Origin of the sequence: Hymenobacter persicinus (assembly GCF_004167665.1) — a bacterium.
Lineage (GTDB): Bacteria > Bacteroidota > Bacteroidia > Cytophagales > Hymenobacteraceae > Hymenobacter > Hymenobacter persicinus.
Genome location: NZ_SEWE01000041.1, coordinates 1 through 23,212, shown reverse-complemented (window position 1 = coordinate 23,212; position 23,212 = coordinate 1). Strand labels below are relative to the sequence as shown.

The following is a 23,212-nucleotide window of genomic DNA, read 5'->3' as shown; positions in this document are numbered from 1 at the left end:
AACCAGACGTTGAAGCTTGCTGACTGGCAACTGGAAACAGACAGCTGGAAACAGAATTAAAAGCCAACCTGCAAACCCAGGGTGAGGGTGCGGTTCATGGGGTAGGAGCCCTGGTCCACGCCGTAAGTCGGGTTGGTGGTGTTGCCGTAGTTGTTGGCCTCGGGGTTGTAGCCCACGTACTTGGTGAAGGTGTACAGGTTCTGCACCGAGCTGTACACGGCCGCGCTCTGCAGGCCGCCCTTCTTGGCCCAGCCCACGGGCAGGTTGTAGCGCAAGGTCACGTTGCGGATGCGCAGAAATGAGCCGTCCTGAATGAAGTAGGAGTTGAATTGGGTGCGCAGCGAACTGGCCGAGGTAGCAAAGGGCGTCTTGCCGTCGCCGGGGTTCTCGGGGCTGCGCCACCGGTCCACGAGCTGGACGCGGCCGTTGGTCTGGCCCGGGGAGTTGAAGGTGTACCGGTCGCCGGCGTAAAGCACGTCGTTGCCCTGGGAGCCCTGCAGCGTGACGGCCAATGACAGGTCCTTGTAGCCGAACGTGTTTTGCAGGCCGTAGGTGAAGTCGGGGAAGGGGTTGCCGATGACGCCGATGTCGAGGGAGTTGATCTGCCCGTCGCCATTGACGTCCTTGAACTTGAAGTCGCCGGGCTTCACGGCCAGGGTGCTGCCGGTCCACTTGGGGCTGCTGTCCACGTCGGCCTGGTTGAGGTAGATGCCTTCCTGCTGGTAGCCGTAGAATACGCCCAGGGGCTGGCCCGGCACCACCCGAATCGAGCTGGTGTAGCCAAATACGGCGTCGAAGGTGATTTGCTCGTTGGCCCCGGCCAGGGCCAGCACCTGGTTGCGGTTCAACGACAGGTTAGCGGCCGTGCTCCAGGTAAAGGCGCCCTTCACGATGTTGGCCGTGTTGAGCTGAAATTCCAGGCCGCGGTTGCGCACCTCGCCCACGTTGGCCAAGGCCCGCGACGAGTAGCCCAGAATAGCCGGGATGTTGCGGTTGAGCAGCAAATCGGTGGTGTTGCGCTGGTAGGCGGCCACGGTCAGGTAGATCCGGTCCCGGAACAAGCCCAGGTCGAAGCCGGCGTCGAATTGGGTGTTGGTTTCCCAGCCCAGGTTGCGCAGGGCCAGGCCGTTGGGCGCAAAGCCGTAGTTGCGCGTGCCGTTGCCGGTGCCAAACACGTAGTTGGACGCCGTCTGGTAGCTCTGGTAGTTGTAGTCGCCGATGTTGTTGTTGCCCGTCACGCCGTAGGAAGCGCGCAGCTTCAGCTCCGAAATCGTGGGAATGGCCTTGATGAAGGTTTCCTCGCCGGCTCGCCAGGCCAGGGCCACCGAGGGGAAGGTGGCGTAGCGGTTGTCGGGGCCGAAGCGGGAGGAGCCGTCAGTGCGCAGGGCCGCGGTCAGGATGTAGCGCTCCTTAAAGGCGTAGTCGGCACGGCCAAACACCGACACCAGGGAGTTGGCCGAGTACGAGGCCTGCCCGAACAGCTGGCCGGCCGCGGTGGCGTACTGGATGTCGGGGGTGGTGTAGGTGCCGGTCTGGCCCAGCACGGTGCTGCCCTCGTTGGTGTTGCGCTGGGCCGAGTAGCCGGCCAGCAGGGTCAGGTTGTGGTCGAGGCCGAGCTGGCGGTTGTAGGTGGCCGTGTTTTCCCAGACCCAGTTCAGGTTGGTGCTGTTGGCCTGGCGGGCGTCGATGTTGTTGAGAATCGGCGTCGAGAGGTTGGCCCCAGCGTTGTTGACGGTGCCCAGGGTGGCGGGCACGTAGATGGCGCGGCGGTTATTGACTAGCTCGGCCCCGAAGCTGGAGCGCAGGTTCAGCCCCTTCAGCAGCTCAAAGTCCAGAAACGAGGAGCCCAGGGCCCGTACCGAGTTGGTCCGGTCCTGATACAGGTCGACGGTGGCCACGGGGTTGAGCAGGTCGCCGGGTGTGGTGATGCCCGAGCCCGAGTTGCGGATGGCGCCGTAGTCACCGTTGGCCAGGCGCACCGGAATGATGGGCGGCAGAATCAGGGCCGCCGTCACGATGGCCGTCTCGCCGCCGGGGCCACCGCCGGAGATGTTGCCGCCGTTGTAGCTGCCCGAAATCGGCTTCACGTCGGTGCGGGAGTAGTTGGGCGCCAAGCTCAGGCCCAGCTTGAGCTTCTTGCTGAGCTGGGCGTCGTAGTTGGCGCGCAGGGCAAACCGGTCGAAGCCGGTGTTGTCAATCACCCCCTTCTGCTTGAAGTAGCTGCCCGAAATGTAGAAGCGCGACACGTCGGTGCCGCCCGAGGCCGAGAGCTGGTACTGCTGCTGGGAGCCGGTGCCGAAAATCTCGTTCTGCCAGTCGGTGTTGGGCAGCTCGGGGGCGCCGGGCTGGAGGGTGGCCGGGATGGGGCGGTTGCCGTTGGTGAACGACTCGCGCAGGTATTCCAGGTACTGGTCCCGGTTCATCAGGTCCACTTTCTTGGCTACCTGCACCACGCCGCTGTTGGCCGTGAAGTTGAAGCGGGTTTTGCCGTCGGAGCGCCCGCGCTTGGTGGTCACAATCACGATGCCGTTGCCCCCGCGGGAGCCGTAGATGGCGCTGGCCGCCGCATCCTTCAGAATCTGGATGCTTTGGATGTCGCCGGGCGGAATCTGGTTGTAGCTGTCGGCGTTGTTGAGCGGGTAGCCATCCACGACGTAGAGCGGGGAGTTGCCGGCCGAAATCGAGCCCAGGCCGCGCACCCGAATCACAGCGCCCTGGCCCGGCTCTCCGGAGGGCTCCGTAATCTGGGCGCCAGCCACCAGCCCCACCAGCGCTTCGGAGGGCGACGAAACCGGAATCAGCTCCACCTGCTTGGCCGAAACCGAGGCAATGGACGTCGCCAGCAGTTTTTTCTCCTGCACCCCGTAGCCCACTACCACCACTTCACTCAGGGTTTTGTTGTCGGGGGCCAGGGCCACGTTCACCGCGTCGCGGCCGTTGAGCGGCACTTCCTGGGCCAGGTAGCCGATAAAGGAAAACACGAGCGTGGCGCCCCCGTCGGCCTTGATGGTGTAGCGGCCGTCGGGGTCGGTCTGGGTGCCGTTGCTGGTGCCGCGCACCACCACGTTTACGCCCGGCAGCCCCTGGCCCTTTTCATCCACTACCCGGCCCTTCACGGTGATATCGGCCGGAGCCGTTTGCAGAAAGGCGGCCGCGGCGGCCCGGGGCGCGGCCTGCAGGGCCGGACTCAGCCCCAGCAGCGGGAGCAGTACCAGCGGCCGAACAACCTGCCGGAGTGGAAACGGGAGTAGCAAAGGTGTCATAGGGAAGGTGTGGGAATTGGTGATGGGCACTAGGAAAACCAGCAGGCCGAAAGCTTGGCCGTAGCCGGGGCGGGCGGGCTGCTCAGTGGAGCGGCGGCCGGCCGGGCGGGCAGGAAAAGCAGCGGCCCGAAAGGGCGTCAGAGGCTGAATTCCTTGCTTTTTAGGGGCTTGGTTGTGCTAAGTACCGCACATTCGGCCGGGATTGTACCCCTGCAATCCGGGTTTATCTACGCAAACGTTTGCGGGCGTTTCGGGCGCGCCGGCTCACCCGGGGTGTCACCGGGCCGCCGCCGGCTCGTGGTCCGGGCGGCGCTGGCCGGGCCGTTTTGCGGATTCCGGCATACGCCAAATAATAGTAGCTTTACCCACTTGGGCGTTGCCTGCCGCGTTGTTGTTTCCCGCTATTGAAGTACCCTTCGGACCCCTGATGCCCCCAGTGAATTTAAAACGGCTTGCCCAGGAGCTCAACCTGTCGATTGCCACCGTGTCGCGGGCCCTGCAGGACAGCTACGAAGTATCAGCCCACACCAAGGAGCGGGTGCGGGCCCTGGCGGCCGAGCTCAACTACCAGCCCAACGCCTACGCCAGCAGCCTGCGCCGCAACGTGAGCAAAACCATCGGGGTGGTGATTCCGGAAGTCAACAACCACTTCTTTTCGCTGGCCATCAACGGCATCGAGGAGGTGGCCCGGCAGAGCGGCTACCACGTGCTCATCTACCTCACCCACGACGACTACGAGCGGGAGGTCGGCATCACGCAGTACCTCACCGGGGGCCGCGTCGACGGGTTGCTGATGTCGGTGGCCAGCGAGAGCCGGGAGTTTGAGCACCTGCAGAAGCTCTACGCCAGCAAGCCCGCCATCGTGTTTTTCGACCGGGTGTGCGAGGCCCTGCCCACGGCCAAGGTCACGACCAACGACTACGAAAGCGGCTACCTGGCCACCGCGCACCTGATTGAGGCCGGCTGCCGCCACATTGCCCACCTGCTCGTGTCGGGCAACCTCTCTATTGGGCGCATGCGCATGCAGGGCTACCAGGCCGCCCTGCGCGAGCATGGCCTCGAGTTCGACGAAACCCTGGTGCTCACTGGCGACGCCGACGACGAACGCAACAAGGAGCGCATCATGGACCTGCTGCGCACCCGCCCCGAGGTCGACGGTATTTTCGCGTCCGTCGAGCGGCTGGCCCTGAGCAGCTACCAAGCCTGCAAGGAGCTGGGGCGCGCCATTCCCGAGCAGATCAAGGTGGTGGGCTTTTCCAACCTGGGCGTGGCTTCCCTGCTCGACCCGGCCCTGACCACCATCACCCAGCCCGCCTACGATATCGGCCGGCAGGCCGCCACCATTCTGCTGCGGGCCATTGAGAAGAAAAAAGCCATTCTGCCCAGCCAGAGCGTGGTGCTGAAGTCGGAGCTGTTTGCGCGCCGCTCCACGGCTCGGTAACGTTGGCGGCTGGCATGTGGGGGCAGGAGGGTGGAGTCGCTTTTACGGGCCATTTTGCCGCGCTCAGTCTTCTTTTTACGCCATTGATGCCTGCTCCCCTGAAGCTCCCTCCGCGTTTACGTTCCGTTCCCTTGCGCTTTGTCGGTTGCCGGCCGGGCCGGCTCTTGGCCGTCTTACTCGGCGTGCTGCTTAGCCTGCCGCAGTCCGGCCGGGCCCAGAGCAGCCTCTCGAAAGTGTGGGTGCCCGACCTGGGCAACGGAACCTACAAAAACCCGGTGCTCTACGCCGACTACTCCGACCCCGACGCCATCCGGGTCGGGCAGGACTTTTACCTGGTCTCGTCGAGCTTCAACGCCGTGCCGGGCCTGCAGATCCTGCACTCCCGGGATTTGGTCAACTGGAGCATTATCGGGGCCGTGTTTCGGCAGCAGCCCCCGCTGGCCCGCTACCAGCTGCCCCAGCACGGCAACGGCGTGTGGGCGCCCGCCATCCGCTACCACAACAAAGAGTTCTACATCTACTATCCCGACCCAGACTTGGGTATTTTCGTGACCAAAGCCAAGAATCCGGCCGGGCCGTGGTCGGCGCCGGTGTGCGTGAAGGAAGCCAAAGGCTGGATTGACCCCTGCCCGCTCTGGGACGCCGACGGCCGGGCCTACCTCGTGCACGGCTTTGCCGGGTCCCGGGCGGGTATCAAAACCATTCTGGCCGTAAGCCCCATGAGTGCCGACGGCCTTAGCCTGACGGGCGAGGATGCCCTTGTCTTCGACGGCCACGCCCACCATCCCACGCTGGAAGGCCCCAAGTTCTACCAGCGCCACGGCTACTACTACATCTTTGCCCCGGCCGGCGGCGTACCCACGGGCTGGCAGCTGGTGCTGCGCTCCCGCCACGTGTACGGCCCCTACGAGGAGCGCATCGTTATGGACCAGGGCAAGACGCCCATCAATGGACCCCACCAGGGTGCTTGGGTCGACACTGACCGGGGCGAAGACTGGTTTCTGCACTTCCAGGACCAGGGCCCCTACGGCCGGGTGGTGCATTTGCAGCCCATGCAGTGGAAAGATGACTGGCCCGTCATTGGCGAAGACCCCGACGGCGACGGCAAGGGCCAGCCGGTGCTGACCTACCGCAAGCCCGCCGTGAAGGCCCCTGCCCAGCCCCTGGCCACGCCGCCCACTTCCGACGAGTTTAGCGCAACCCAACTGGGCCTACAGTGGCAGTGGCACGCCAACCCCCAGGACTACTGGGCCTACCTCAACGGTCCCCAGGGCTACCTGCGGTTGTATTCGGTGCTGCTGCCCGAAGACTACAAAAATCTGTGGCAGGTGCCCAACCTGCTGCTGCAAAAGCTGCCGGCCGAAGCCTTCACCGCCACCACCAAGCTCACGTTTGCCCCGCGGGTGGAGGGCGAGAAAGTGGGCTTGGTGATGATGGGCCTCGACTACGCCTACCTTGCCTTGAGCTACCGCAACGGGCAGTTGCAGCTCAGCCAGAGCGTGTGCCGGCAGGCCGACAAGCTCAGCCCCGAAACTACCACGGCTCCCGTGCCCGGCCCCGCGCCGGGCCAGCCCGTCTACCTGCGCGTGGCCGTGCGGCCCGGCGCCAAGTGCCAGTTCAGCTACAGCCTCGACGGCCAGCAGTTTCAGTTCCTGGGCGCGGAGTTTCAGGCCGTGGAGGGCAAGTGGATCGGGGCCAAGGTGGGCCTGTTCAGCACCCGCCCCACCAAGTTCAACGACTCGGGCAACACCGATGTCGACTGGTTTCGAATTGAGTAGAGCCCGGCACCTTTCGGGCGCGGCGGACGTATGAGCGCCAAACCACCGGCTGCTGAGCTAAGTTAAACCCGGCCCCGCACCACCCGAGTTGCATGCAAGAACAACCCCCGCGTACGGAGCTGCTGACTGCTTTTCCCTACCTGAATATCTATTTGCTCCGTGGGCCTCAGCCCGCGCTGGAAACCGAGTGGCGGGGCTTCGTGGGCAGCGCCGACTTTCGCTCCGCCCTGGCCGAAGCGCTGGAGCTGGCCCGCAAGCACGCCGTGGTGGGCTGGGTGGCCGACGACCGGCGCCTGGGGGCCCTGCGCCCCAAAGACCTCGACTGGAGCTTCCGCTACCTGCACGCGCCCCTGGCCGAACTGGGAGTGCGGCGTTTTGCCCAGCTCGAAGCCGAGGAGCCGCTGAACCGGTTTATTATTGGCACCAAATACCAGCAGGCCACCGCGGCGCTGCCTTTCGAGTTGCGCCAGTTTGCTGACCTCGACTTAGCCCGCCGCTGGGCCTGCGGCTAACGCTGTTTCTCTTTCCACTACCTGCTGCCCTAGCACTCATGAAAAAATCCCTGTTTCTTCTGCTGCCCGCTCTGCTGAGCCTGGCCAGCTGCCAGCAAAACCCGGCCGCCACAACTGAAGCGGCCGCAACGCCCGGCGCCGGCGCGTCGGCACCCGCCGCCGTGTCCACCGGGGCTGCCACTGAAGCCGAAGCCCGCGCCGCAGTGAGCCGCTACGTGCAGGCCCTGCCCAACGTGGCCCTCTACCAGACCGACTCCGCCCGGGCCGTCGATGTGGATACCCACTGGCAGGTGCTCGTGCCGCGCACCGACTGGGCCCGGCGCATGCCCAACAAGGCCGCCTTTGAAGTGAATAAGCAAACCGGCGCCGTTACTACCCGGCCGGTGAAGTAGGGGCGCAATTTTTTGCGCCGGCGCAAAATCAAACCGGAGCAGCCCGCTGTTTGACAGGGCCGGCCCACCCGTCGTGGGCACCGCGGGCCGGCTCTTGTCGCGTTTTCTGGTTACTTTTGCCCTCGCTATGGCTGATTCCCGCGAACGTATTGCCCTCATGCTGAACCGGCACGGTTTGCGCCAGACGGCGGCCCGCGTGCAGGTGCTGCAAACGCTGCACGAGTCGGAATTTGCCTTGTCGGGAGCCGAGATTGAGAAGACGCTGGGCCAGGACCTGGACCGCATCACGCTCTACCGCACCCTGCGCTCCTTCGAGGAAAAAGGCCTGGTGCACCGCGTGCTCGACGCCTCCGACGTGGCCCGCTACGCCTCCTGCTCGCTGGAGTGCTCCGAGCACGCCCACTTCGACAACCACGTGCACTTCAAATGCACGGCCTGCACCCACATCTACTGCCTCAACCAGATTGCCATTCCAGCCGTCGCGCTGCCCCGGGAATTTCAGGCGGTCAGCCGCGACTATCTGCTTTCGGGCGTGTGCAGCCACTGCCAGCCGGCACAGTAGAGCTGTGGCAACTGAACGCAAAACAAGCGCGCTTCCGTCCGGAAGCGCGCTTGTTTTGCGTTGTAGCTAGCCTATTTGGCCTTGAACTGCTGAATGGCTTGGCGGGTGAAGTCCGACAGCACCAGCCGGCCGCTGATGGCGGCGCGCTCGGTGAGCAGGGAGTCCCAGTTTTCGGTGCCGGCCCAGATAACGCGCTTCAAATCGGTCAGCGCCTGCGGATTGTAAGTGGCCAGCTTTTCGGCAAAGGCCTGCACGGCCGCGTCCAGTTCCTGCTGATTGTGCAGTAAGGCCGCGTACAGCCCTTTTTCCTGGGCCCAGGCCGCACTGCGAAACTCGGCGGCATCCAGGGCCAGCTGGGCGTAGGCCGCCTTGCCGATTTTGAGCTCCACCACCGGCCCGACCACAAACGGCCCGATGCCCACGACCAGCTCACTGAGCTTCACGGCGGCTTGGTTCGTGGCAAAGCAGTAGTCGGTGGCCGCGGCCACGCCCACGCCGCCGCCGATGGCCTTGCCCTGCACCCGCCCGATAATCACCTTGGGGCAGGTGCGGCAGGCGTTGATAACTTTGGCGAAGCCGGAGAAAAACTCCAGGCCCTGGGCCTCGTCCCGAATGGCAATGAGCTCATCGAAGCTGGCGCCGGCGCAGAAGGTTTTTTCGCCCTCACTGCGCAGGATGATGACTTTGGTAGCTTCGTCCAGGCCGGCCTGGGTGATGGTAGCGGCCAGCTGGGTGAGCAGGGCCCCGGGCAGGGAGTTGTGGGAGGGGTGGAAAAACGAAACCGTGCTGATGCCGTGCGCGTCGGTCGTCAGGCTGACCTGGCCGGCGCTCAGGGTAGAGGTAGTGCTCATAGAGAAAGGAAGAAAGGTAAACGTCCTGCTGAGCGCAGCCAGGCAGTGGGCGGGCAGAGCGTGAGTCGGCTGCCGCTGCAACGGCAGCCCGCAGATGCTTCGACTGCACTCAGCAGGATGCTCGAATGGCGAAAGAAGGGAGCGGAAAGGGAAATTAGTCCTGGTTTTTCTTTTTGACCATGGTCAGAATCGTCGCTACGGCCACGGTTTCCTGGGTTTGGTCGGTGACTTCCACGTACCAGCGCACAATGCCCTTGGCCACGTCCTCGGCGTCGCGCTTCTCCTGGCCGATTTTCTCCTTCACCGTCAGCGTCACGCCGATGGTAGTGCCGGGGTACACGGGCTTGGTGAAGCGGCACTCGTCGAGGCCGTAGTTGAGCAGCACCGGGCCCTTGCGCGGGTCCACGAACATGCCGGCGGCTTTGCTCAGGATGTAGTAGCCGTGGGCCACCCGGCCGGTGAAGAGCGTGCCTTCGAGAGAGGTTTCATCGACGTGGGCGTAGAAATTGTCGCCCGACACCTGGGCAAAGGCGCTGATGTCGGCCTCGGTGACGGTGTGCCGGTGGGTCACGTAGGTCTGCCCGATTTCCAGCTCCTCGAAGTAGTGCTGGAACGGGTGCTTGTCCTTCTCAATCTGCTTGGCTTTGGGCTGGTAGACCTCAGTAATGGCCGTAATCATGGTGGGGGAGCCCTGGAGCGCCACGCGCTGCATGAAGTGCTCCACGCCGCGCATGCCGCCCATTTCCTGGCCGCCGCCGGCCCGGCCGGGTCCGCCGTGGATCAGCAGGGGCAGCGGGGAACCGTGGCCGGTGCTTTCCTTAGCCATTTCCTCGTTCAGAACCAGGATGCGGCCGTGGTGGGTGGCCGCGCCGAGCACGAAGTCCTGGGCCAGGCGCGGGTCGTTGGTGGCCAGGGAGCAGACCAGGGAGCCTTTGCCCATGTTCACGAGCTTGATGGCCTCGTCGGTGTCCTTGTAAGGCATCAGCGTGGCCACGGGGCCGAAGGCTTCCAGCTCGTGGGAGTCGAGGTTGCGGAAGGGCTGGTCGTTGCGCAGCAGGATGGGGGAGAAGAACGCGCCCTTCTCGAAGTGGGCGCCGCGGTCCTGGCCCAGCACGTCGAGGCCCGCGTCCAGGTCGCCGTACACGATGGGGGTGTTCTTGGCCAGAAGCTCCACCTGCTCGCGCAGGCGCTGCCGCTGCTCGCGACCGGCCAGGGCGCCCATGCGCACGCCCTCGGCCAGCGGGTGGCCGATGGTGGTCTGGCTCAGAAGCTTGCCCAGGGCAATCTGCACGTCTTCGATCAGGCTTTCGGGCACCAGGATGCGGCGGATGGCGGTGCACTTCTGCCCGCACTTGCCGGTCATCTCCTTGCGCACTTCCTTCACGAACAAATCAAACTCGGGCGTGCCGGGCTTGGCGTCGAGACCCAGCACGGCGGCGTTCAGGGAGTCGGCTTCCATGGTGAAGGGCACGGCTTCCTCCACGATGCGCGGGTGGGCCCGCAGCTTGCGGCCGGTGGCGGCCGAGCCGGTAAAGGTCACCACGTCCTGGTAGTTGACGTGGTCGAGAATTCCCTGACCCGAGCCCACAATCAGTTGCAAGGCGCCGGCGGGCAGAATGCCCGAAGCAATGATTTCACGCACGACGGCCTCGGTGAGGTAGGCCGAGGGGACGGCGGGCTTGACCACTGCGGGCATGCCGGCCAGCAGGTTCACCGCAATTTTCTCCAGCATGCCCCACACCGGGAAGTTGTAGGCGTTGATGTGCACGGCCACGCCCTCACGGGGCACCATCAGGTGCTGGGCCATGAAGGTGCCGCCCTTGCTCAGCCCGACCGGCTCGCCCTCCACGTAAAACGGCTTGTCGGGGAATTTGCGGCGCAAAGAGGCGTTGGCAAACAGGTTGCCGATACCGCCCTCGATGTCCACCCAGGAGTCGGCGCGGGTGGCGCCGGTGCGCACGCTCAGGGCATAGAACTGCTCCTTTTTCTCCATCAGGTGCAGGGCCAAGGCCTTGAGCATGCGGCCCCGCTCGTGGAAAGTCATCTTGCGCAGGGCCGGGTTGCCCACGGTCCGGGCGTAGTGGAAAATGGCTTCGTAGTCGAAGCCCTCGGTGTTGGCCAGGGCAATGACTTCGCCGGTGCTGGCATCGAGCAGCTCCTGGGGGGCGGAGGCGCCGGGCGTCCAGCGGCCGAGGGTGTAGTTTTCGAGAGTCGTCATGTGCGTTGATGCCTCACCCCCTAGCCCCCTCTCCGGGAGAGAGGAGGGGAACTAGTCCTAGAAAATCTAGTAGCTAGTATTTGCGGGCGTGAATGGTGGCTTCGGGTTGGTGGGAATAAGGAAACGAAAGGCTAAAACCAGTTTCCCCTGTCCTTCCGGAGAGGGGGCTAGGGGGCGAGGTTACACCCGTTCGATAATGGCCGCGTAGCCCTGGCCAACACCGATGCACATCGTCACCAGGGCGTAGCGCTTCTGCTGTTTCTGCAGCTCCAGGGCGGCCGTGTTCAGAATGCGGGCCCCGGACATGCCCAGGGGGTGACCCAGGGCAATGGCGCCGCCGTTGGGGTTGATGCGCGGGTCGGAGCCTTCCAGGCCCAGGCCGCGGGCGCAGGCCAGGGTTTGGGCGGCAAAGGCTTCGTTGAACTCAATCAGGTCCATCTGGTCCAGGGTCAGGCCGGCTTTTTTCAAAGCCAGCTGGGAGGCCGGCACGGGACCGATGCCCATGTAGCGGGGCTCCACGCCCGCCACGCCCATGCTCACGAGGCGGGCCCGGGGCATAAGGTTGTGCTGCTTCAGGCCGTCTTCCGAAGCCAGCAGCAAAGCCGCCGCGCCGTCGTTGAGGCCCGAGGAGTTGCCGGCCGTGACGGAGCCGGTTTTGCGGAAGGCGGGGCGCAGCTGGGCCAGCACCTCCAGGGTCGTGTCGGCCTTGATGAACTCGTCCTGGCTGAACAGCACCGGCTCACCCTTGCGCTGGGGAATGGGCACGGCCACGATTTCCTCGGCGAAACGGCCGGAGTCCCGGGCCCGGGCGGCGCGCTGGTGGGAGTCGTAGGCGAACTGGTCTTGGTCTTCCCGGCTGATGTTGTCGCGCTCGGCCAGGTTCTCGGCAGTTTCCCCCATGGCGTCGGTGCCGTAAAGCTCCTCCATCCGCGGGTTCACGAAGCGCCAGCCGAAGCTGGAATCGTACATTTTGGCGTCGGTGCCAAACGCTTTGGTCGGCTTCGAGGTCACGTAGGGCGCCCGGGTCATGCTTTCCACGCCCCCGGACACGAACAGGTCCCCGTCGCCGCACTGGATGGCGCGGGCGGCGGCAATGCTGGCCGAGAGGCCCGAGGCGCAGAGACGGTTCACGGTTTCGCCGGGCACGGAGGTGGGCAGGCCGGCCAGTAGCAACGCCATGCGGGCCACGTTGCGGTTGTCTTCGCCGGCCTGGTTGGCGCAGCCGAGCAGCACGTCGGCAATGGCGGCGGGGTCGGCGGAGGCGTTGCGACGCAGCAATTCCCGAATGACCAGCGCGGCCATATCGTCGGGCCGGACGGCGGACAGAGTGCCGCCGAAGTTGCCAATCGGGGTGCGGATGCCGTCAACTATATAGGCTTGTTTCACGGGGGGAGGTGGTGAAATTGTGAAGTTGTGAAATGGTGAGTTGGTCGTTCTGGCGGCGCCTACTGCGCTTTCGGAGCGTCAACTCTGGCCGTCGGCGGACAGGAACTCGTTGCTGGTGCGGTAGGCGGTGCCTTTAAACAAAGCCAGCACGGTGCCGTCCTGGGTGGTGGCGCGCACCTGGTACACGCCGATTTTGTACTTGAGGTCTTCTTCCCGGGCTTCCACCATGATGACGTCACCGAGCTTACCGGCCGCGAGGTAGTCGACAGTGACGCTTAGGCCCACGCTCTGGCGGCCGTGGCTGTTGCAGGCGAAGGCAAAGGCCGAATCGGCCGCAGAAAACGTTACGCCCCCGTGCAGGGCCCCGAAGCCGTTGAGCATGTCGGGGCGCACGGTGAAGTGCAGGCGGCAGTAGCCGGGCCCTACCTCGTCCACTGCCAGGCCCAGCAGCCGGCTGAACGTGTCGTGGCGCAGCATTCGTTCCTTGACGGCCTGTACCGGGTGGTTACTCGAAGGACTTTGTGCCATGGTTCCAGCGGTACTCCCGGTCGTTCTTCAGGAGAATATAGCCGCACAGGGCGGACGAGGTAGAGCAGCTCAGATAAAATTCGTCGGGACCGAGCAGGTAGGCCGCATACAGCTTGCGGCTCGTCGGCAAGTCGTTGTCGTAGCCCCCGTACCATTCCGATTCGCCTTTGTGGAAGTTCGCAATGGCAATGAGCTGCCCGCTCTTCAGGACAAAAGCCTTCATCAAGTCTTTTTTCAGGCGGTAGCCGGCTTTGGCAGCGTCGTATTCTACCACGGGAATGGGCAGAATCGTGGCGGTCTTGCGGGCTTCCCCTTTCGTGGCGAAATATCCCCAGGACACCTTATCGTTAACCGGATCCGGATACGTGATAAAGTCCCAGAAGTCGCCCCGGAAGAACTCTTTGGTCAGCTTCGCCGCGTATTCCTGGCGGTCATAGACGGGCTTTTGCGGGGCCTGATAAAACAACAGCAGCAGTAGCAGAGGCAAGGTCATAACGCAGCATTAAGCGTGGGCTGCCGGCTCGGGCTGCGAAAGATGCTGATTGGCCCGCACCACCCGGCGCAGCAGGGCACTGGCGCGATACCGGTCCTCGTGGTACTCGTCGTAGAGGTCGTCGAGGGTTTTGAGCACGGTTGCAGGGCCCAGCTCGTCGGCCCAGGCCAGCAGGCCCTTGGGGTAATTCACGCCCTTGGTCATGGCCAGCTCCAGGTCTTCGCGCGAAGCCACGTTCAGGGCCAGCGCGTCCACGGCTTCGTTGATGAGCATGGCCAGCACCCGGTTCAGAATCAGGCGACCCAGCTGCTCGTCCCGGTTCGGCTCGGGCTGGATGGCGTCGGCAGCGTAGCTGTAGAAGCCCCGGCCCGATTTGCGCCCGTAGTAGCCGGCCTCAAACAGGCGCTTTTGGGTGAAGGAAGGCTTGAAGCGCGGGTCGTAGAAGAAGGAGGCAAACACTGACTCGGTGACCCGGTAGTTTACGTCGTGACCGATAAAATCCATCAGGGCAAACGGCCCCATGCGGAAGCCGCCCAGCTCAGTCAGGGCCCAGTCGATGGTGGCCATGTCGGCCAGGCCCTCTTCCAGGATGCGGATGGCCTCGCCGTAGAAGGGTCGGGCCACGCGGTTGACGATAAAGCCCGGGGTGTCCTTGGCCAGCACCGGCCGCTTGCCCCAGCTGTGCACCAAGTCGCGCACCTCTTCGGCCAGTCCGGCCCGGGTCTGCACCGCCGGAATAACTTCCACCAGCTGCATGACGGGTGCGGGGTTGAAGAAGTGAATGCCGATAAACCGCTCGGGTTTCTTACACGCCGCAGCAATGGAGGCAATGGACAACGACGAGGTATTCGAGGCCAGAATGCAGGTGTCGGGCACCAGCATTTCCACTTCCCGAAACAGCTGCTGCTTCACTGAAAGGTCTTCCACAATGGCTTCGAGCACCAACTCACAGTCGTTGAAGGTGCCCACATCCTGGGTCAGCCGCAGGCGGCCAAAGGTTTCGGCGGCTGCGTCAGCCGTGATTTTGCCCTTCTCGGCCAGCTTATTCAAACTGCTTTGAATGCCGGCGCCGGCCCGCTGCAAGGCCTCGGCGTTCTGGTCGAGCAAACGCACGGTATGGCCGGCCGTAGCCACCACCTGCGCAAGTCCCGCCCCCATAGCCCCGCTGCCGATAATTCCGATTGTCATAAGTTGGTGAACTGGTGAGGTGGTGGACTAGTGAGTTTGATGTTTTGGCGGTACAGTTCCGCGCCCCTGGCGCAAACAGAACAACTCACCGTTTCACCATCTCACTAGTTCACCGCTAAGCGTGGCATTTGAAGTAGTCGAAGGGTTCGAGGCAGTCGTCGCACTGGTAGTGGGCTTTGCAGGCCGTGGAGCCGAACTGGCTGACCAAGTGAGTGTGCTCGGATTTGCAGAGCGGGCAGCGCACGGCCGTGTCCTTGCCGAACAGGTTGAGCACGTGGCCCGTAGCCGTGCCGTCGACGGGCGGCGCAATGCCGTAGGCTTCGAGCTTGCGGCGGCCGGCGGCACTCATCCAGTCGGTGGTCCAGGCCGGGCTGAGCTGGTTGTGAATCGTGACCTTGGTGATGCCCTCGGCCAGCAGGCGCAGGCGGATTTCGGTGGCAATGACGTTCATGGCCGGGCAGCCCGAGTAGGTCGGGGTAATGCTGACTGTAACCTGCTCGCCCTCCACCCGCACGCTGCGCACGATGCCCAGGTCCAGGATGCTGAGCACCGGCACCTCGGGGTCGGTGACCTCCTCCAGCAGCTGCCAGATGCGTTCCTCGGTGGGGGCCGTGGCTACCATTTCAGACCCGGATACGTGCGTTGCATGTACTGCAGCTCGGCCAAGATGTAACCCAGGTGCTCCGAATGGCGGCCTTCCTTGCCGCCGGTCATCATAAATACACCCTGGGGCACCGGTACCGTGGCCTCGCCGAAAACGTGGGCCACGTGGGCGTCCATGGCGGGCCGCAGCGCGGCGTAGTCGGGGATAATGCCGGCGGCTTGCAGGGCCTGTTCGGTGGCCGTGGGTGTGGTCAGCTCCCCGGAGTAGCGCCAGAGCGTAGCCAGGGCCTTATCGAGGCGCTGCCGGCTTTCGGCGGTGCCGTCACCGAGGCGAATCATCCACTCCGAGCTCCACTTCAGGTGGTAGGCGGCTTCCTTCACGGCCTTTTCGGCAATGGCGGCCAGCTGGGCGTCGGGGCTCTTGTGCAGTTCTACCAAGCAGTGGTAGTGGAACGTGTCGAAGAGAAACTGCCGGACGATGGTGGCCGCAAAGTCGCCGTTAGGCTGCTCCACCAGCAAGGGGTTGCGGTACTCGGTGGCCAGGCGCAGAAAGGCCAAGTCGTCCTCGGTGCGGCCCTGGCCTTCGAGCTCCGCGGCGTACTGAAACAGGCTGCGGGTTTCGCCGAGCAAGTCCAGGGCAATGTTGGCCATGGCCAGGTCCTGCTCCAGAATCGGCCCGTGCCCGCACCATTCCGACAGGCGGTGGCCCAGAATCAGGCTCGTGTCGGCTAGCTGGAGCACGTAGGCAAACAGCTGCTGCCGCACTTCGGGCGAGTAGTTGTTCAGGGCCGGGGTTTCGGACGGGGCAACTTGCATAGGGCGCAGCATTACATGTGCTTGATGGAGTCCGGTACTTCGTAGAAGGTCGGGTGCCGGTACACTTTGTCGTTGGCCGGGTCGAAGAAGGCGGCCGCGTCGTCGGGGTTCGAGGCGTGCACGTGCTTGCTTTCCACCACCCAGATACTGACGCCTTCGAGGCGACGGGTGTACACGTCGCGGGCATTCTGGATGGCCATGGTGGCGTCGGCGGCGTGCAGGCTGCCCACGTGCTTATGGTCGAGGCCCTGCTTGCTGCGGATAAAAACTTCCCACAGCGGCCATTCGGATTGAGTCATGTTTGGTTGCGTTGTAGCGACGCCTATTTGCGTCTCAATCGTTGTTTGTTCACGCCGATGAGGACGAGTTGTTCAACGGGAGACGCAAATATGCGTCTCTACATCGTTCAACTTTAAGCGGCCTGCGTTTCAGCCCGCTCGGCGCGCTTTTTGGCGTGGGCCAGGGCGGCCTCGCGCACCCAGGCGCCCTCCTCGTGGGCCTTGACGCGGGCGCCGAGGCGGTCCTGGTTGCACATGCCGTTGCCCTTCACCACGTTCCAGAATTCCTCCCAGTTTACTTCGCCGAAGTCGTAGGCCTGGCGGGCCTCGTTCCACTTCACGGCCGGGTCGGGCACGGTGAGGCCCAGGAACTCGGCCTGGGGCACCATCATGTCCACAAATTTCTGGCGCAGCTCGTCGTTGGTGAAGCGCTTGATGCGCCAGTTCATGCTCTGGGCCGTGTTGGGCGAATCAGCGTCCTTGGGGCCGAACATCATCAGCGTGGGCCACCACCAGCGGTTCAGGGCTTCCTGGGCCATGGCTTTCTGCTCGGGCGCGCCCTCGCACAGGGTCTGCATAATCTCGAAGCCCTGGCGCTGGTGGAAGCTTTCTTCCTTGCACACGCGCACCATGGCCCGGGCGTAGGGGCCGTACGACGTGCGGCACAGCGGCACCTGGTTCAGAATGGCGGCGCCATCCACGAGCCAGCCTACGCAGCCCATATCGGCCCACGAGAGGGTCGGGTAGTTGAAAATGCTCGAGTACTTGGCCTTGCCCGAGTGCAGGTCGGCCAGCATCTGGTCCCGGGAGGCACCCAGGGTTTCGGCGGCAGAGTACAGGTACAAGCCGTGGCCGGCCTCGTCCTGCACCTTCGAAAGCAGGATGGACTTGCGCTTCAGCGAGGGGGCGCGGGTAATCCAGTTGCCCTCGGGCAGCATCCCGACCAACTCGGAGTGGGCGTGCTGGGAAATCTGCCGGATCAGCGTCTTGCGGTACGCATCGGGCATCCAGTCCTTGGGCTCAATGCTGATGTCCGCGTCGATGCGGGCCTGAAACTGATCTTCGAGGTTGATTTCTACCGTTTCCATGCGCTTTCAACAAAGTTTAACTAACATTCGTTAGTTAAAAGTAGGAAAAATATCGGGCTTTGGTTCGTTTACGGAAAATTCTACCTGACCGTCATGCAGAGGCGCAGCCGAAGCATCTCGCTTGCTGACGTCTGGGTACTAATTTTACGTCAGCACGCGAGATGCTTCGCTACGCTCTGCATGACGGTCGACAAATCCGGAGCAGCCTACTGGTCAAAATCCACCGTCACCTTTTCCGAGGTGGGGCGGGCCTGGCAGGAAAGCACGTAGCCTTTGGCAACTTCCGTCTCGGAGAGGGAATAGTTGACGTCCATTTCCACCGTTCCTTCCGTCACACGGCAGCGGCAGGTGCTGCACATGCCGTTTTTGCAGGAGTAGGGCGCATCCACGCCAGTATCGAGCAGGGCGTCCAGCACCGTGTTGCCGTAATACGACATGTCCAGCACGCGCGTCGTGCCGTCGAGCTTCACCGTTACCTGGCTGTGCTTGTCGTCCTGGCCTGCCACGTGGGCGCGGGTGGGGCCGGCGGCTTTCTTGGCGCCGCCGGCCGAGCCGAACATCTCGAAGTGAATCTTTTCGGGGGCCACGCCCGCGGCGGTCAGGGCCGCTTTCACGCCCAGAATCATTTCCTCCGGCCCGCAGATAAAGCATTCGTCAATCTGGTCGGCAGGCACGATCTTATCGAGGAACCGCTCGGTTTTGGCTTGGTCGATGCGGCCGAACAGCAGATCGGCGGCGCCCTGCTCCCGGCTCAGGATGTGGTAGACGCTCAGGCGGTTCAGAAACTTGTTCTTGAACGCCTCAATGCCTTCCTTGAAGATGATGGAATTGCGCCCCCGGTTGCCGTAGATCAGCGTCACGCGGCTGTTGGGCTCGGTCAGCAGCACCGTTTTGAGGATGCTGAACACGGGCGTGATGCCGCTGCCGGCCGCAAACAGCACGTAGTGCTTGGCCTGCTCGGGGTGCAGCGGGGTGTGGAAGTGGCCCGCCGGGGGCATCACGTCCAGCTCCTCACCAACCTGGAGCGAATCCACCGCCAAGGACGAAAACCGACCCTCGGGCACCTTCTTGATGGCCACCTGCCACTCGTTTTCCAGCGGACTGCTGCAGATGGAGTAGGAGCGGCGCAGCTCCTCGCCGTTGTGCTCGCGCCGGAAGGTCAGGTACTGGCCCTGGGTGAAGCGGAACGTGTCGCGCAATTCCGCCGGCACGTCCAAGGACACTACCACCGCGTCGGGCGTCTCCCGCTGAATGCGCTTGATTTTAACTTTGTGAAATCGACTCATTGGTTTTTTCAGTTGCCAGTTGCCAGTTGTGAGTTGCCAGTTACTGCTCGTTGAACGAACTGGCAACTCACGACCGGCAACTCATTTTGCCAGCCCGTTTAGCAGCAGGGTCATAATGTTTTCTTCGAGCTCCTCGGCCGTGATGCCCCGGCCGGGCCGGTACCAGAGCTCCACCCAGCGCACGGCCGACAGAATCGTGAACAACGCCACCGAGGTGTTTACTGGCTGAAGCTCCCCGGCCGCTATGCCCTGCTCAATCAGGGCCGCGAAGCCCTTTTCGTAATTTTTGCGGGCCTGCTTGAAGGCTTCGAGCTTGTCGGCGGTCAGGTATTTCCAGTCGTTGTTGGCCACCGACACGGCCGCGCCGTCCTCAATCATGAGGCGGATGTGCAGATGAATCAGGGCCTTGATCTTGTCGACGTAGCTGGCCTGGGTCTGCTCAATCTGGGCCAGCTGGGAAATGTAGGTGTCCGAGACGTGGAAGCAGATGATTTCCAGGATTTCGTCCTTGGAGTTGATGTGGTTGTACATGCTGGCCGCCTCCATGCCCACCTGCGCGCCTAAGTCGCGCATGGAAGTGCCACCGAACCCCTTGGCCTTGAAGAGCTTGGCCGCTTCGTCGAGGATAAGCTGCCGCTTGTTGTTCTTTACTTTCTTCGCCATAAATGCCGGCTGGTTGACTAGCAGCCGTTAGTTTTTACGCAATATGGGCGAATCGTTACCACTTGCCGTCACGAGCGTCCTTATTTCAGCTTGCGCAGGTCCTGCACCCGGTTGAGTTTGCCGCCCTCACTGCGGGGCAGCTCCCCGAAGCCCAGCAGCGTGACCTTCATGCTGAGCCCGATGTTGTCCTTGATTTTCTTGGCAAACGTGCCCTGCAGGGTCTGCAGGCAGTCGTGCTGGCGGATGGCGTCGGCCGTGACCGTGGCCAGGCCCAGCTCCCGCATCAGCTCCTCGGCCAGCTCCACGCGCACTTCTACTTCATCCATGGCGCCCCGGCGCGAGGCCACCACCTGGTAGTAGGGGCTCACGTGGGCCAGGCCCTGCAGAATGTCCTCGACCTGGGTGTGAAAGAAGTTGACCCCGCGGATGATGAGCATGTCGTCGGAGCGGCCCCGAATCGGGCCCATCTTCACGTGGGTGCGGCTTACCGAGTGGTCGTAGTAGATGTTGGTGATGTCGTTGGTCCAGTAGCGCAGAATGGGCATGGCCTTTTTGGTGAGCGTGGTCAGTACCAGCACGCCCAACTCGCCCTCGGCCACCGGCTCGCCGGTATCCTTGTCCACCACTTCGGGGTAGAAATGGTCTTCCCAGAGGTAGCTGCCCGTGCCCCGCTCATCCACGGCCTCCTGCGACACGCCCGGGCCCATGATTTCACTCAGCCCGTAGATGTTTGAGGCCCGTACGCGCAGCCCGCTTTCCACCTGCTCCCGGATGGCTTCCGTCCAGGGCTCTGCGCCCAGCACGGCGTACTGCAGGTTGAGCGCGTCGTGGCTGATGCCGCGGCGCCGGATTTCCTCGGCCAGCACCTGGGCGTAGGAAGGCGTGGCGCAGAGTACCTCGGGCTGAAAATCCTGGAGCAGCTGCAGCTGCCGGTCGGTGCCGCCGCCCGACACGGGAATCACCGTCATGCCCAGCTTCTCGGCCCCGTAATGGATGCCCAGGCCGCCAGTAAACAGGCCGTAGCCGTAGGCATTCTGCATTTTCATGCCCGGCCGGCAGCCCGCCGCGGCTAAGGAGCGGGCCACTACTTCGGCAAAAATGTCCAGGTCGTGGGCCGTGTAGCCCACCACGGTGGCCTTGCCGGTGGTGCCGCTGGAGCAGTGCAGACGGGCTACTTCGGTTTGGGGCACGGCAAACAGGCCGAAGGGGTAATTGTCGCGGAAGTCGGTCTTTTTCGTGAAGCCCAGCTTGGGCAAATCTTCCAGCCCCCGGAACGTGGACGGATGCACGCCCAGCGCATCAAACTTCTGCTGGTAAAACGGCACCCGGCCGTACACGTAAGCCACCTGCTCCTGGAGCCGGGCATTCTGCAACGCCCGCAGCTGGGGGAGGGGCATCCGTTCTATTTCGGGGTTAAAGAGCATCTGATTCCGCGTTTACGCTGAGAAAAAGCCGGTATTCCTGCTGGAAGGTAGCCGCTTGCCGATAAACTAACAAATGTTTGTTAATTTTTTGCCGGTAACCCGGGAAGCCGAGCTTAGCCAGGCATACTTCTCGGCATTATGTGTTCCTGGTCCACCGCGCTTCTGAGCAGCGTGAAACGGCCTTATCGGCCTGCGTCGGCCAAATGACAAGATTTTGTTATTCGGCCTTTTTGCGCGGTAATATTTTGATAAGCTGTGGTTTAACCATAGGTGGTGAGTGTATACTCACTAAAAGTTAGCTAACACTTACCAGGACTATTTATTCTTTGCTTACGTTTGTATCGTTGTCGGCAGAATCCCCCCGGTCTGCCAGACTCCCAATTCCCACGCCCTGTTTCCCGGTGTCTCCCCCCCCACCAGGAAATGTCAGTAGAACCCCGAGCGGCGTTCGAAATCAAAAGCCAGCCAAATCGATTTGCTCGATTCGGCTGGCTTTTGGGCTTTTCGGCAGGGGCAGTGAGCCGCAGTTGCGCTAAGCCTGGGCAGCGTACTTGGTTTTGATAAACTCGCGCATCTCGGGCGTGTATTCGGGGCGCTGGTTGGCCAGGCCTTTCCAGAGCGCGTCCACGAGGCCGAGCAGAAAGCGGGTTTCGAGTTCGGGCTGCGCGTAGCCAAGCTTGCGGAAGGCGTCGATGAGCAGGCCGGGCATGGGCTGCAGAAACTGCTCGTGCTGCTTGCGGGCCGTCTCCACATCGATCAGGCGCGACTGGAGCTTCCAGAAGTAGGGCTCCTCGCGCACCAGCTCGTAGGGCAGGTCGATGATTTTGTAGACCAGCTCCAGCGGGGAGTTGTTCATCAGCCGGCCGCGGTTCTGCTCGATGACGCGCTTGTAGCCGCTCTTGATGATGTAGTCGAGCAGGCGCTCCTTGCTGCCGAAGTATTTGAAAATCAGGGCTTCGGAAACCTCGGCTTCCTTGGCAATAAGTTGAGTAGACGTATTTTCAAAGCCTTTTTCAGCAAAAAGCTGCAAGGCAGTAAGCGCGATATGCGGTTTGCGGTTCATGGCCTAAAGGTAGTATTTGACGCAACTAATCAGGCGCAATATGGCCCTTTGGCGGGGTTTCACCGCCGAATTGCGGGAAATCATACCACGCCAAAGCGCCCCCGAATAGTCCGGGCCGGACTATTCGGGGGCGCTTTGGGGTAGGGAGCCGACGCGCGTTACGCCTGCTGCTTGCGGCGGCCTTCCAGAATGCGGAAGAACGAGCGGCTCTGGATTTCCTCCTGGGTGAGACCGGTGGCCAAGACTTCTTCCTCGGTGATGGCGCCGCAGTTCAGGGCCTTCAGGAAGAAGTTAAGCAGGCCCTGGCCGGTGGCCGCGTCGTCGAAGATGTCGCCGGTGAGGGTGCTGATGGCGGCCCGCTCCACGAAGGTCTTGAGGCGGAACAGCGCGTCGTCGTAGGAGCTCAAAAAGAAGCTGTAGGTGGCCGCGTAGCGCATCGGCAGCTGGGCCGGGTTCAGGTCCCAGCCCTGGTAGAGGCCGTTGATGAGCGAATGAGTGGTGTGGTGGAAGCCCTGGCGCCAGGCGTTGTGCACCGACTCCCGGTTTTCGCGCAGCTGCTCATACGTGAGGTTGTCGCCGCGGTGGGGGCCGATGGGCATCACGTTGGTGGCCCCGTCGGAGAGGAAGATGCCGGTACCGCCCAGCGCCACCTTGGTCATGTGGTGGGCAAAGTCGCAGACGGGGTGGGCCATGGTCTGGTACTTGGCCGTGATGCCGGCGGAGGCCGTGTAGTCGTAGGTGCCGAAGTGGGCGGCCACGCAGCGGCCCTCGCTGGCGCGGATGATGCGCATGAGCGGGTTGCGGCCTTCCTCGTCCATGATGATCTGGGTGGCTTCCACCATCGTCTCCATCTTGAGCGTGCCGGGGGCCAGGCCATTGGCCTGCTCCAGCTTCTCAAACAGGCGCACCAGGGTAGTCATCTGCTCAGGAATGGTCACTTTGGGCAGCATCACCACGAAGTTGTCGGGCAGCTTGCCGCCGGTTTGCTCCAGCAGGGCCGTCAGGAAAATGTCGAGGGTGCGCACGCCGCGGGCTTTCAAATCCTCGGTGAAGGGCTTGATGCGGATGCCGATGAAGGGCGAAATCGTGCCGTTCTGCATGCCCTTGGCCAGCTCGCCGGCGGCCTGCACGGCGGTGGCGTCCTCTTCGTCGTTGGGGCGGTTGCCGAAGCCATCCTCAAAGTCGATGCGGAAGTCTTCCACGGCCTCGCGCTCCAGCTTCTTGATAATCTTGTTGTAGACCGAGTAGGCCAGCCAGGCGTGCTCCTGCTTGCGCTCGGCGGGGCTCATGGCGTCGAGGCGGGCGGTGAGGTCGGCCACATCTTTTTCCAGGGTGGGCAGGTGCTCGTAGCCCTTGAGCTGGAGCACGCGGGCCAGCTC

Annotated in this window: 21 protein-coding genes; 5 read left to right on the top strand and 16 right to left on the bottom strand. The window is 63.2% G+C overall.

Features of this window, described 5'->3' with window-relative positions; translation table 11 throughout:
* Window positions 1-56 precede the first annotated feature (56 nt).
* Window positions 57-3,263, bottom strand: coding sequence for a SusC/RagA family TonB-linked outer membrane protein (locus EWM57_RS16485; RefSeq protein WP_129922261.1), 3,207 nt, complete (start codon window positions 3,261-3,263; stop codon window positions 57-59).
* 436 nt (window positions 3,264-3,699) lie between these two features.
* Between EWM57_RS16485 and EWM57_RS16480 the strand changes: the two genes are divergently transcribed.
* The 5 genes from EWM57_RS16480 to EWM57_RS16460 all read left to right on the top strand — a co-directional run bounded on the left by EWM57_RS16480 (window position 3,700) and on the right by EWM57_RS16460 (window position 7,948).
* On the top strand, window positions 3,700-4,704 hold the full coding sequence (locus EWM57_RS16480; protein ID WP_207218336.1) for a LacI family DNA-binding transcriptional regulator: 1,005 nt from the start codon (window positions 3,700-3,702) through the stop codon (window positions 4,702-4,704).
* A 164-nt stretch (window positions 4,705-4,868) separates the two neighbouring features.
* Complete coding sequence (locus EWM57_RS16475; protein ID WP_242510109.1) at window positions 4,869-6,482, top strand: glycoside hydrolase family 43 protein; 1,614 nt, start codon at window positions 4,869-4,871, stop codon at window positions 6,480-6,482.
* A gap of 92 nt (window positions 6,483-6,574) precedes the next feature.
* Window positions 6,575-6,994: a hypothetical protein gene (locus tag EWM57_RS16470; protein WP_129922258.1), complete on the top strand. Its 420-nt coding sequence runs from the start codon at window positions 6,575-6,577 to the stop codon at window positions 6,992-6,994.
* 38 nt (window positions 6,995-7,032) lie between these two features.
* The gene (locus EWM57_RS16465; protein ID WP_129922257.1) at window positions 7,033-7,386 is read left to right on the top strand and encodes a hypothetical protein; all 354 of its coding nucleotides are present in this window, start codon (window positions 7,033-7,035) and stop codon (window positions 7,384-7,386) included.
* A gap of 127 nt (window positions 7,387-7,513) precedes the next feature.
* Window positions 7,514-7,948, top strand: a complete 435-nt coding sequence (locus tag EWM57_RS16460) for a Fur family transcriptional regulator (RefSeq protein WP_129922256.1) — start codon at window positions 7,514-7,516, stop codon at window positions 7,946-7,948.
* A gap of 71 nt (window positions 7,949-8,019) precedes the next feature.
* Here the strand turns inward: EWM57_RS16460 and EWM57_RS16455 are convergent, their stop codons facing one another.
* The 15 genes from EWM57_RS16455 to EWM57_RS16385 form a co-directional block, all read right to left on the bottom strand.
* Window positions 8,020-8,799, bottom strand: a complete 780-nt coding sequence (locus EWM57_RS16455; protein WP_129922255.1) for an enoyl-CoA hydratase/isomerase family protein — start codon at window positions 8,797-8,799, stop codon at window positions 8,020-8,022.
* Window positions 8,800-8,953: 154 nt separating this feature from the next.
* Window positions 8,954-11,017 (bottom strand): phenylacetic acid degradation bifunctional protein PaaZ, encoded by a 2,064-nt coding sequence (gene paaZ, locus EWM57_RS16450; RefSeq protein WP_129922254.1) that lies wholly within the window; start codon window positions 11,015-11,017, stop codon window positions 8,954-8,956.
* Window positions 11,018-11,197: 180 nt separating this feature from the next.
* Window positions 11,198-12,403: a 3-oxoadipyl-CoA thiolase gene (gene pcaF / locus EWM57_RS16445; RefSeq protein ID WP_129922253.1), complete on the bottom strand. Its 1,206-nt coding sequence runs from the start codon at window positions 12,401-12,403 to the stop codon at window positions 11,198-11,200.
* A gap of 78 nt (window positions 12,404-12,481) precedes the next feature.
* Window positions 12,482-12,931 carry a hydroxyphenylacetyl-CoA thioesterase PaaI gene (gene paaI, locus EWM57_RS16440; protein ID WP_129922252.1) on the bottom strand — a complete coding sequence of 150 codons (450 nt, stop codon included), beginning with the start codon at window positions 12,929-12,931 and terminating at the stop codon, window positions 12,482-12,484.
* On the bottom strand, window positions 12,909-13,424 hold the full coding sequence (locus EWM57_RS16435; protein WP_129922251.1) for a hypothetical protein: 516 nt from the start codon (window positions 13,422-13,424) through the stop codon (window positions 12,909-12,911). The genes paaI and EWM57_RS16435 overlap by 23 nt, the downstream gene beginning before the upstream one ends.
* Window positions 13,425-13,433: 9 nt before the next feature.
* Window positions 13,434-14,612 carry a 3-hydroxyacyl-CoA dehydrogenase NAD-binding domain-containing protein gene (locus EWM57_RS16430; RefSeq protein ID WP_129922250.1) on the bottom strand — a complete coding sequence of 393 codons (1,179 nt, stop codon included), beginning with the start codon at window positions 14,610-14,612 and terminating at the stop codon, window positions 13,434-13,436.
* A 115-nt stretch (window positions 14,613-14,727) separates the two neighbouring features.
* Window positions 14,728-15,234: a 1,2-phenylacetyl-CoA epoxidase subunit PaaD gene (gene paaD / locus EWM57_RS16425; protein ID WP_129922249.1), complete on the bottom strand. Its 507-nt coding sequence runs from the start codon at window positions 15,232-15,234 to the stop codon at window positions 14,728-14,730.
* Window positions 15,228-16,031 carry a 1,2-phenylacetyl-CoA epoxidase subunit PaaC gene (gene paaC, locus EWM57_RS16420; protein ID WP_129922248.1) on the bottom strand — a complete coding sequence of 268 codons (804 nt, stop codon included), beginning with the start codon at window positions 16,029-16,031 and terminating at the stop codon, window positions 15,228-15,230. Before paaC ends, paaD begins: the two co-directional genes overlap by 7 nt.
* Window positions 16,032-16,042: 11 nt before the next feature.
* A complete protein-coding gene (gene paaB / locus EWM57_RS16415) occupies window positions 16,043-16,330 on the bottom strand; it encodes a 1,2-phenylacetyl-CoA epoxidase subunit PaaB (RefSeq protein ID WP_129922247.1) in 288 nt (95 codons plus the stop codon).
* A 113-nt stretch (window positions 16,331-16,443) separates the two neighbouring features.
* A complete protein-coding gene (gene paaA / locus EWM57_RS16410) occupies window positions 16,444-17,397 on the bottom strand; it encodes a 1,2-phenylacetyl-CoA epoxidase subunit PaaA (RefSeq protein WP_129922246.1) in 954 nt (317 codons plus the stop codon).
* Between the two features lie 206 nt (window positions 17,398-17,603).
* Entirely contained in the window at window positions 17,604-18,683 is a 1,080-nt protein-coding gene (gene paaE, locus EWM57_RS16405; protein ID WP_129922245.1) for a 1,2-phenylacetyl-CoA epoxidase subunit PaaE, read from the bottom strand.
* An 81-nt stretch (window positions 18,684-18,764) separates the two neighbouring features.
* Window positions 18,765-19,346 carry a TetR/AcrR family transcriptional regulator gene (locus EWM57_RS16400; RefSeq protein ID WP_129922244.1) on the bottom strand — a complete coding sequence of 194 codons (582 nt, stop codon included), beginning with the start codon at window positions 19,344-19,346 and terminating at the stop codon, window positions 18,765-18,767.
* Window positions 19,347-19,426: 80 nt separating this feature from the next.
* Complete coding sequence (locus EWM57_RS16395) at window positions 19,427-20,743, bottom strand: phenylacetate--CoA ligase family protein (RefSeq protein WP_207218335.1); 1,317 nt, start codon at window positions 20,741-20,743, stop codon at window positions 19,427-19,429.
* 559 nt (window positions 20,744-21,302) lie between these two features.
* The gene (locus tag EWM57_RS16390) at window positions 21,303-21,833 is read right to left on the bottom strand and encodes a TetR/AcrR family transcriptional regulator (protein WP_129922242.1); all 531 of its coding nucleotides are present in this window, start codon (window positions 21,831-21,833) and stop codon (window positions 21,303-21,305) included.
* 158 nt (window positions 21,834-21,991) lie between these two features.
* On the bottom strand, window positions 21,992-23,212 hold a 1,221-nt coding region (locus EWM57_RS16385; RefSeq protein WP_129922241.1), incomplete at its 5' end, for a DUF6986 family protein.

Excerpts from the sequence above, each read along its gene's own strand:
- EWM57_RS16485 (WP_129922261.1), bottom strand. The coding sequence starts at position 3,263 with ATGACACCTTTGCTACTCCCGTTTCCACTCCGGCAGGTTGTTCGGCCG.
- paaI (WP_129922252.1), bottom strand. The coding sequence starts at position 12,931 with ATGGCACAAAGTCCTTCGAGTAACCACCCGGTACAGGCCGTCAAGGAA.
- paaA (WP_129922246.1), bottom strand. The coding sequence starts at position 17,397 with ATGGAAACGGTAGAAATCAACCTCGAAGATCAGTTTCAGGCCCGCATC.
- EWM57_RS16435 (WP_129922251.1), bottom strand. The coding sequence starts at position 13,424 with ATGACCTTGCCTCTGCTACTGCTGCTGTTGTTTTATCAGGCCCCGCAA.
- paaB (WP_129922247.1), bottom strand. The coding sequence starts at position 16,330 with ATGACTCAATCCGAATGGCCGCTGTGGGAAGTTTTTATCCGCAGCAAG.
- EWM57_RS16465 (WP_129922257.1), top strand. The coding sequence starts at position 7,033 with ATGAAAAAATCCCTGTTTCTTCTGCTGCCCGCTCTGCTGAGCCTGGCC.
- EWM57_RS16455 (WP_129922255.1), bottom strand. The coding sequence starts at position 8,799 with ATGAGCACTACCTCTACCCTGAGCGCCGGCCAGGTCAGCCTGACGACC.
- EWM57_RS16470 (WP_129922258.1), top strand. The coding sequence starts at position 6,575 with ATGCAAGAACAACCCCCGCGTACGGAGCTGCTGACTGCTTTTCCCTAC.
- EWM57_RS16395 (WP_207218335.1), bottom strand. The coding sequence starts at position 20,743 with ATGCCCCTCCCCCAGCTGCGGGCGTTGCAGAATGCCCGGCTCCAGGAG.
- paaZ (WP_129922254.1), bottom strand. The coding sequence starts at position 11,017 with ATGACGACTCTCGAAAACTACACCCTCGGCCGCTGGACGCCCGGCGCC.
- EWM57_RS16430 (WP_129922250.1), bottom strand. The coding sequence starts at position 14,612 with ATGACAATCGGAATTATCGGCAGCGGGGCTATGGGGGCGGGACTTGCG.
- EWM57_RS16390 (WP_129922242.1), bottom strand. The coding sequence starts at position 21,833 with ATGAACCGCAAACCGCATATCGCGCTTACTGCCTTGCAGCTTTTTGCT.
- EWM57_RS16400 (WP_129922244.1), bottom strand. The coding sequence starts at position 19,346 with ATGGCGAAGAAAGTAAAGAACAACAAGCGGCAGCTTATCCTCGACGAA.
- paaD (WP_129922249.1), bottom strand. The coding sequence starts at position 15,234 with ATGGTAGCCACGGCCCCCACCGAGGAACGCATCTGGCAGCTGCTGGAG.
- EWM57_RS16460 (WP_129922256.1), top strand. The coding sequence starts at position 7,514 with ATGGCTGATTCCCGCGAACGTATTGCCCTCATGCTGAACCGGCACGGT.
- paaE (WP_129922245.1), bottom strand. The coding sequence starts at position 18,683 with ATGAGTCGATTTCACAAAGTTAAAATCAAGCGCATTCAGCGGGAGACG.
- paaC (WP_129922248.1), bottom strand. The coding sequence starts at position 16,031 with ATGCAAGTTGCCCCGTCCGAAACCCCGGCCCTGAACAACTACTCGCCC.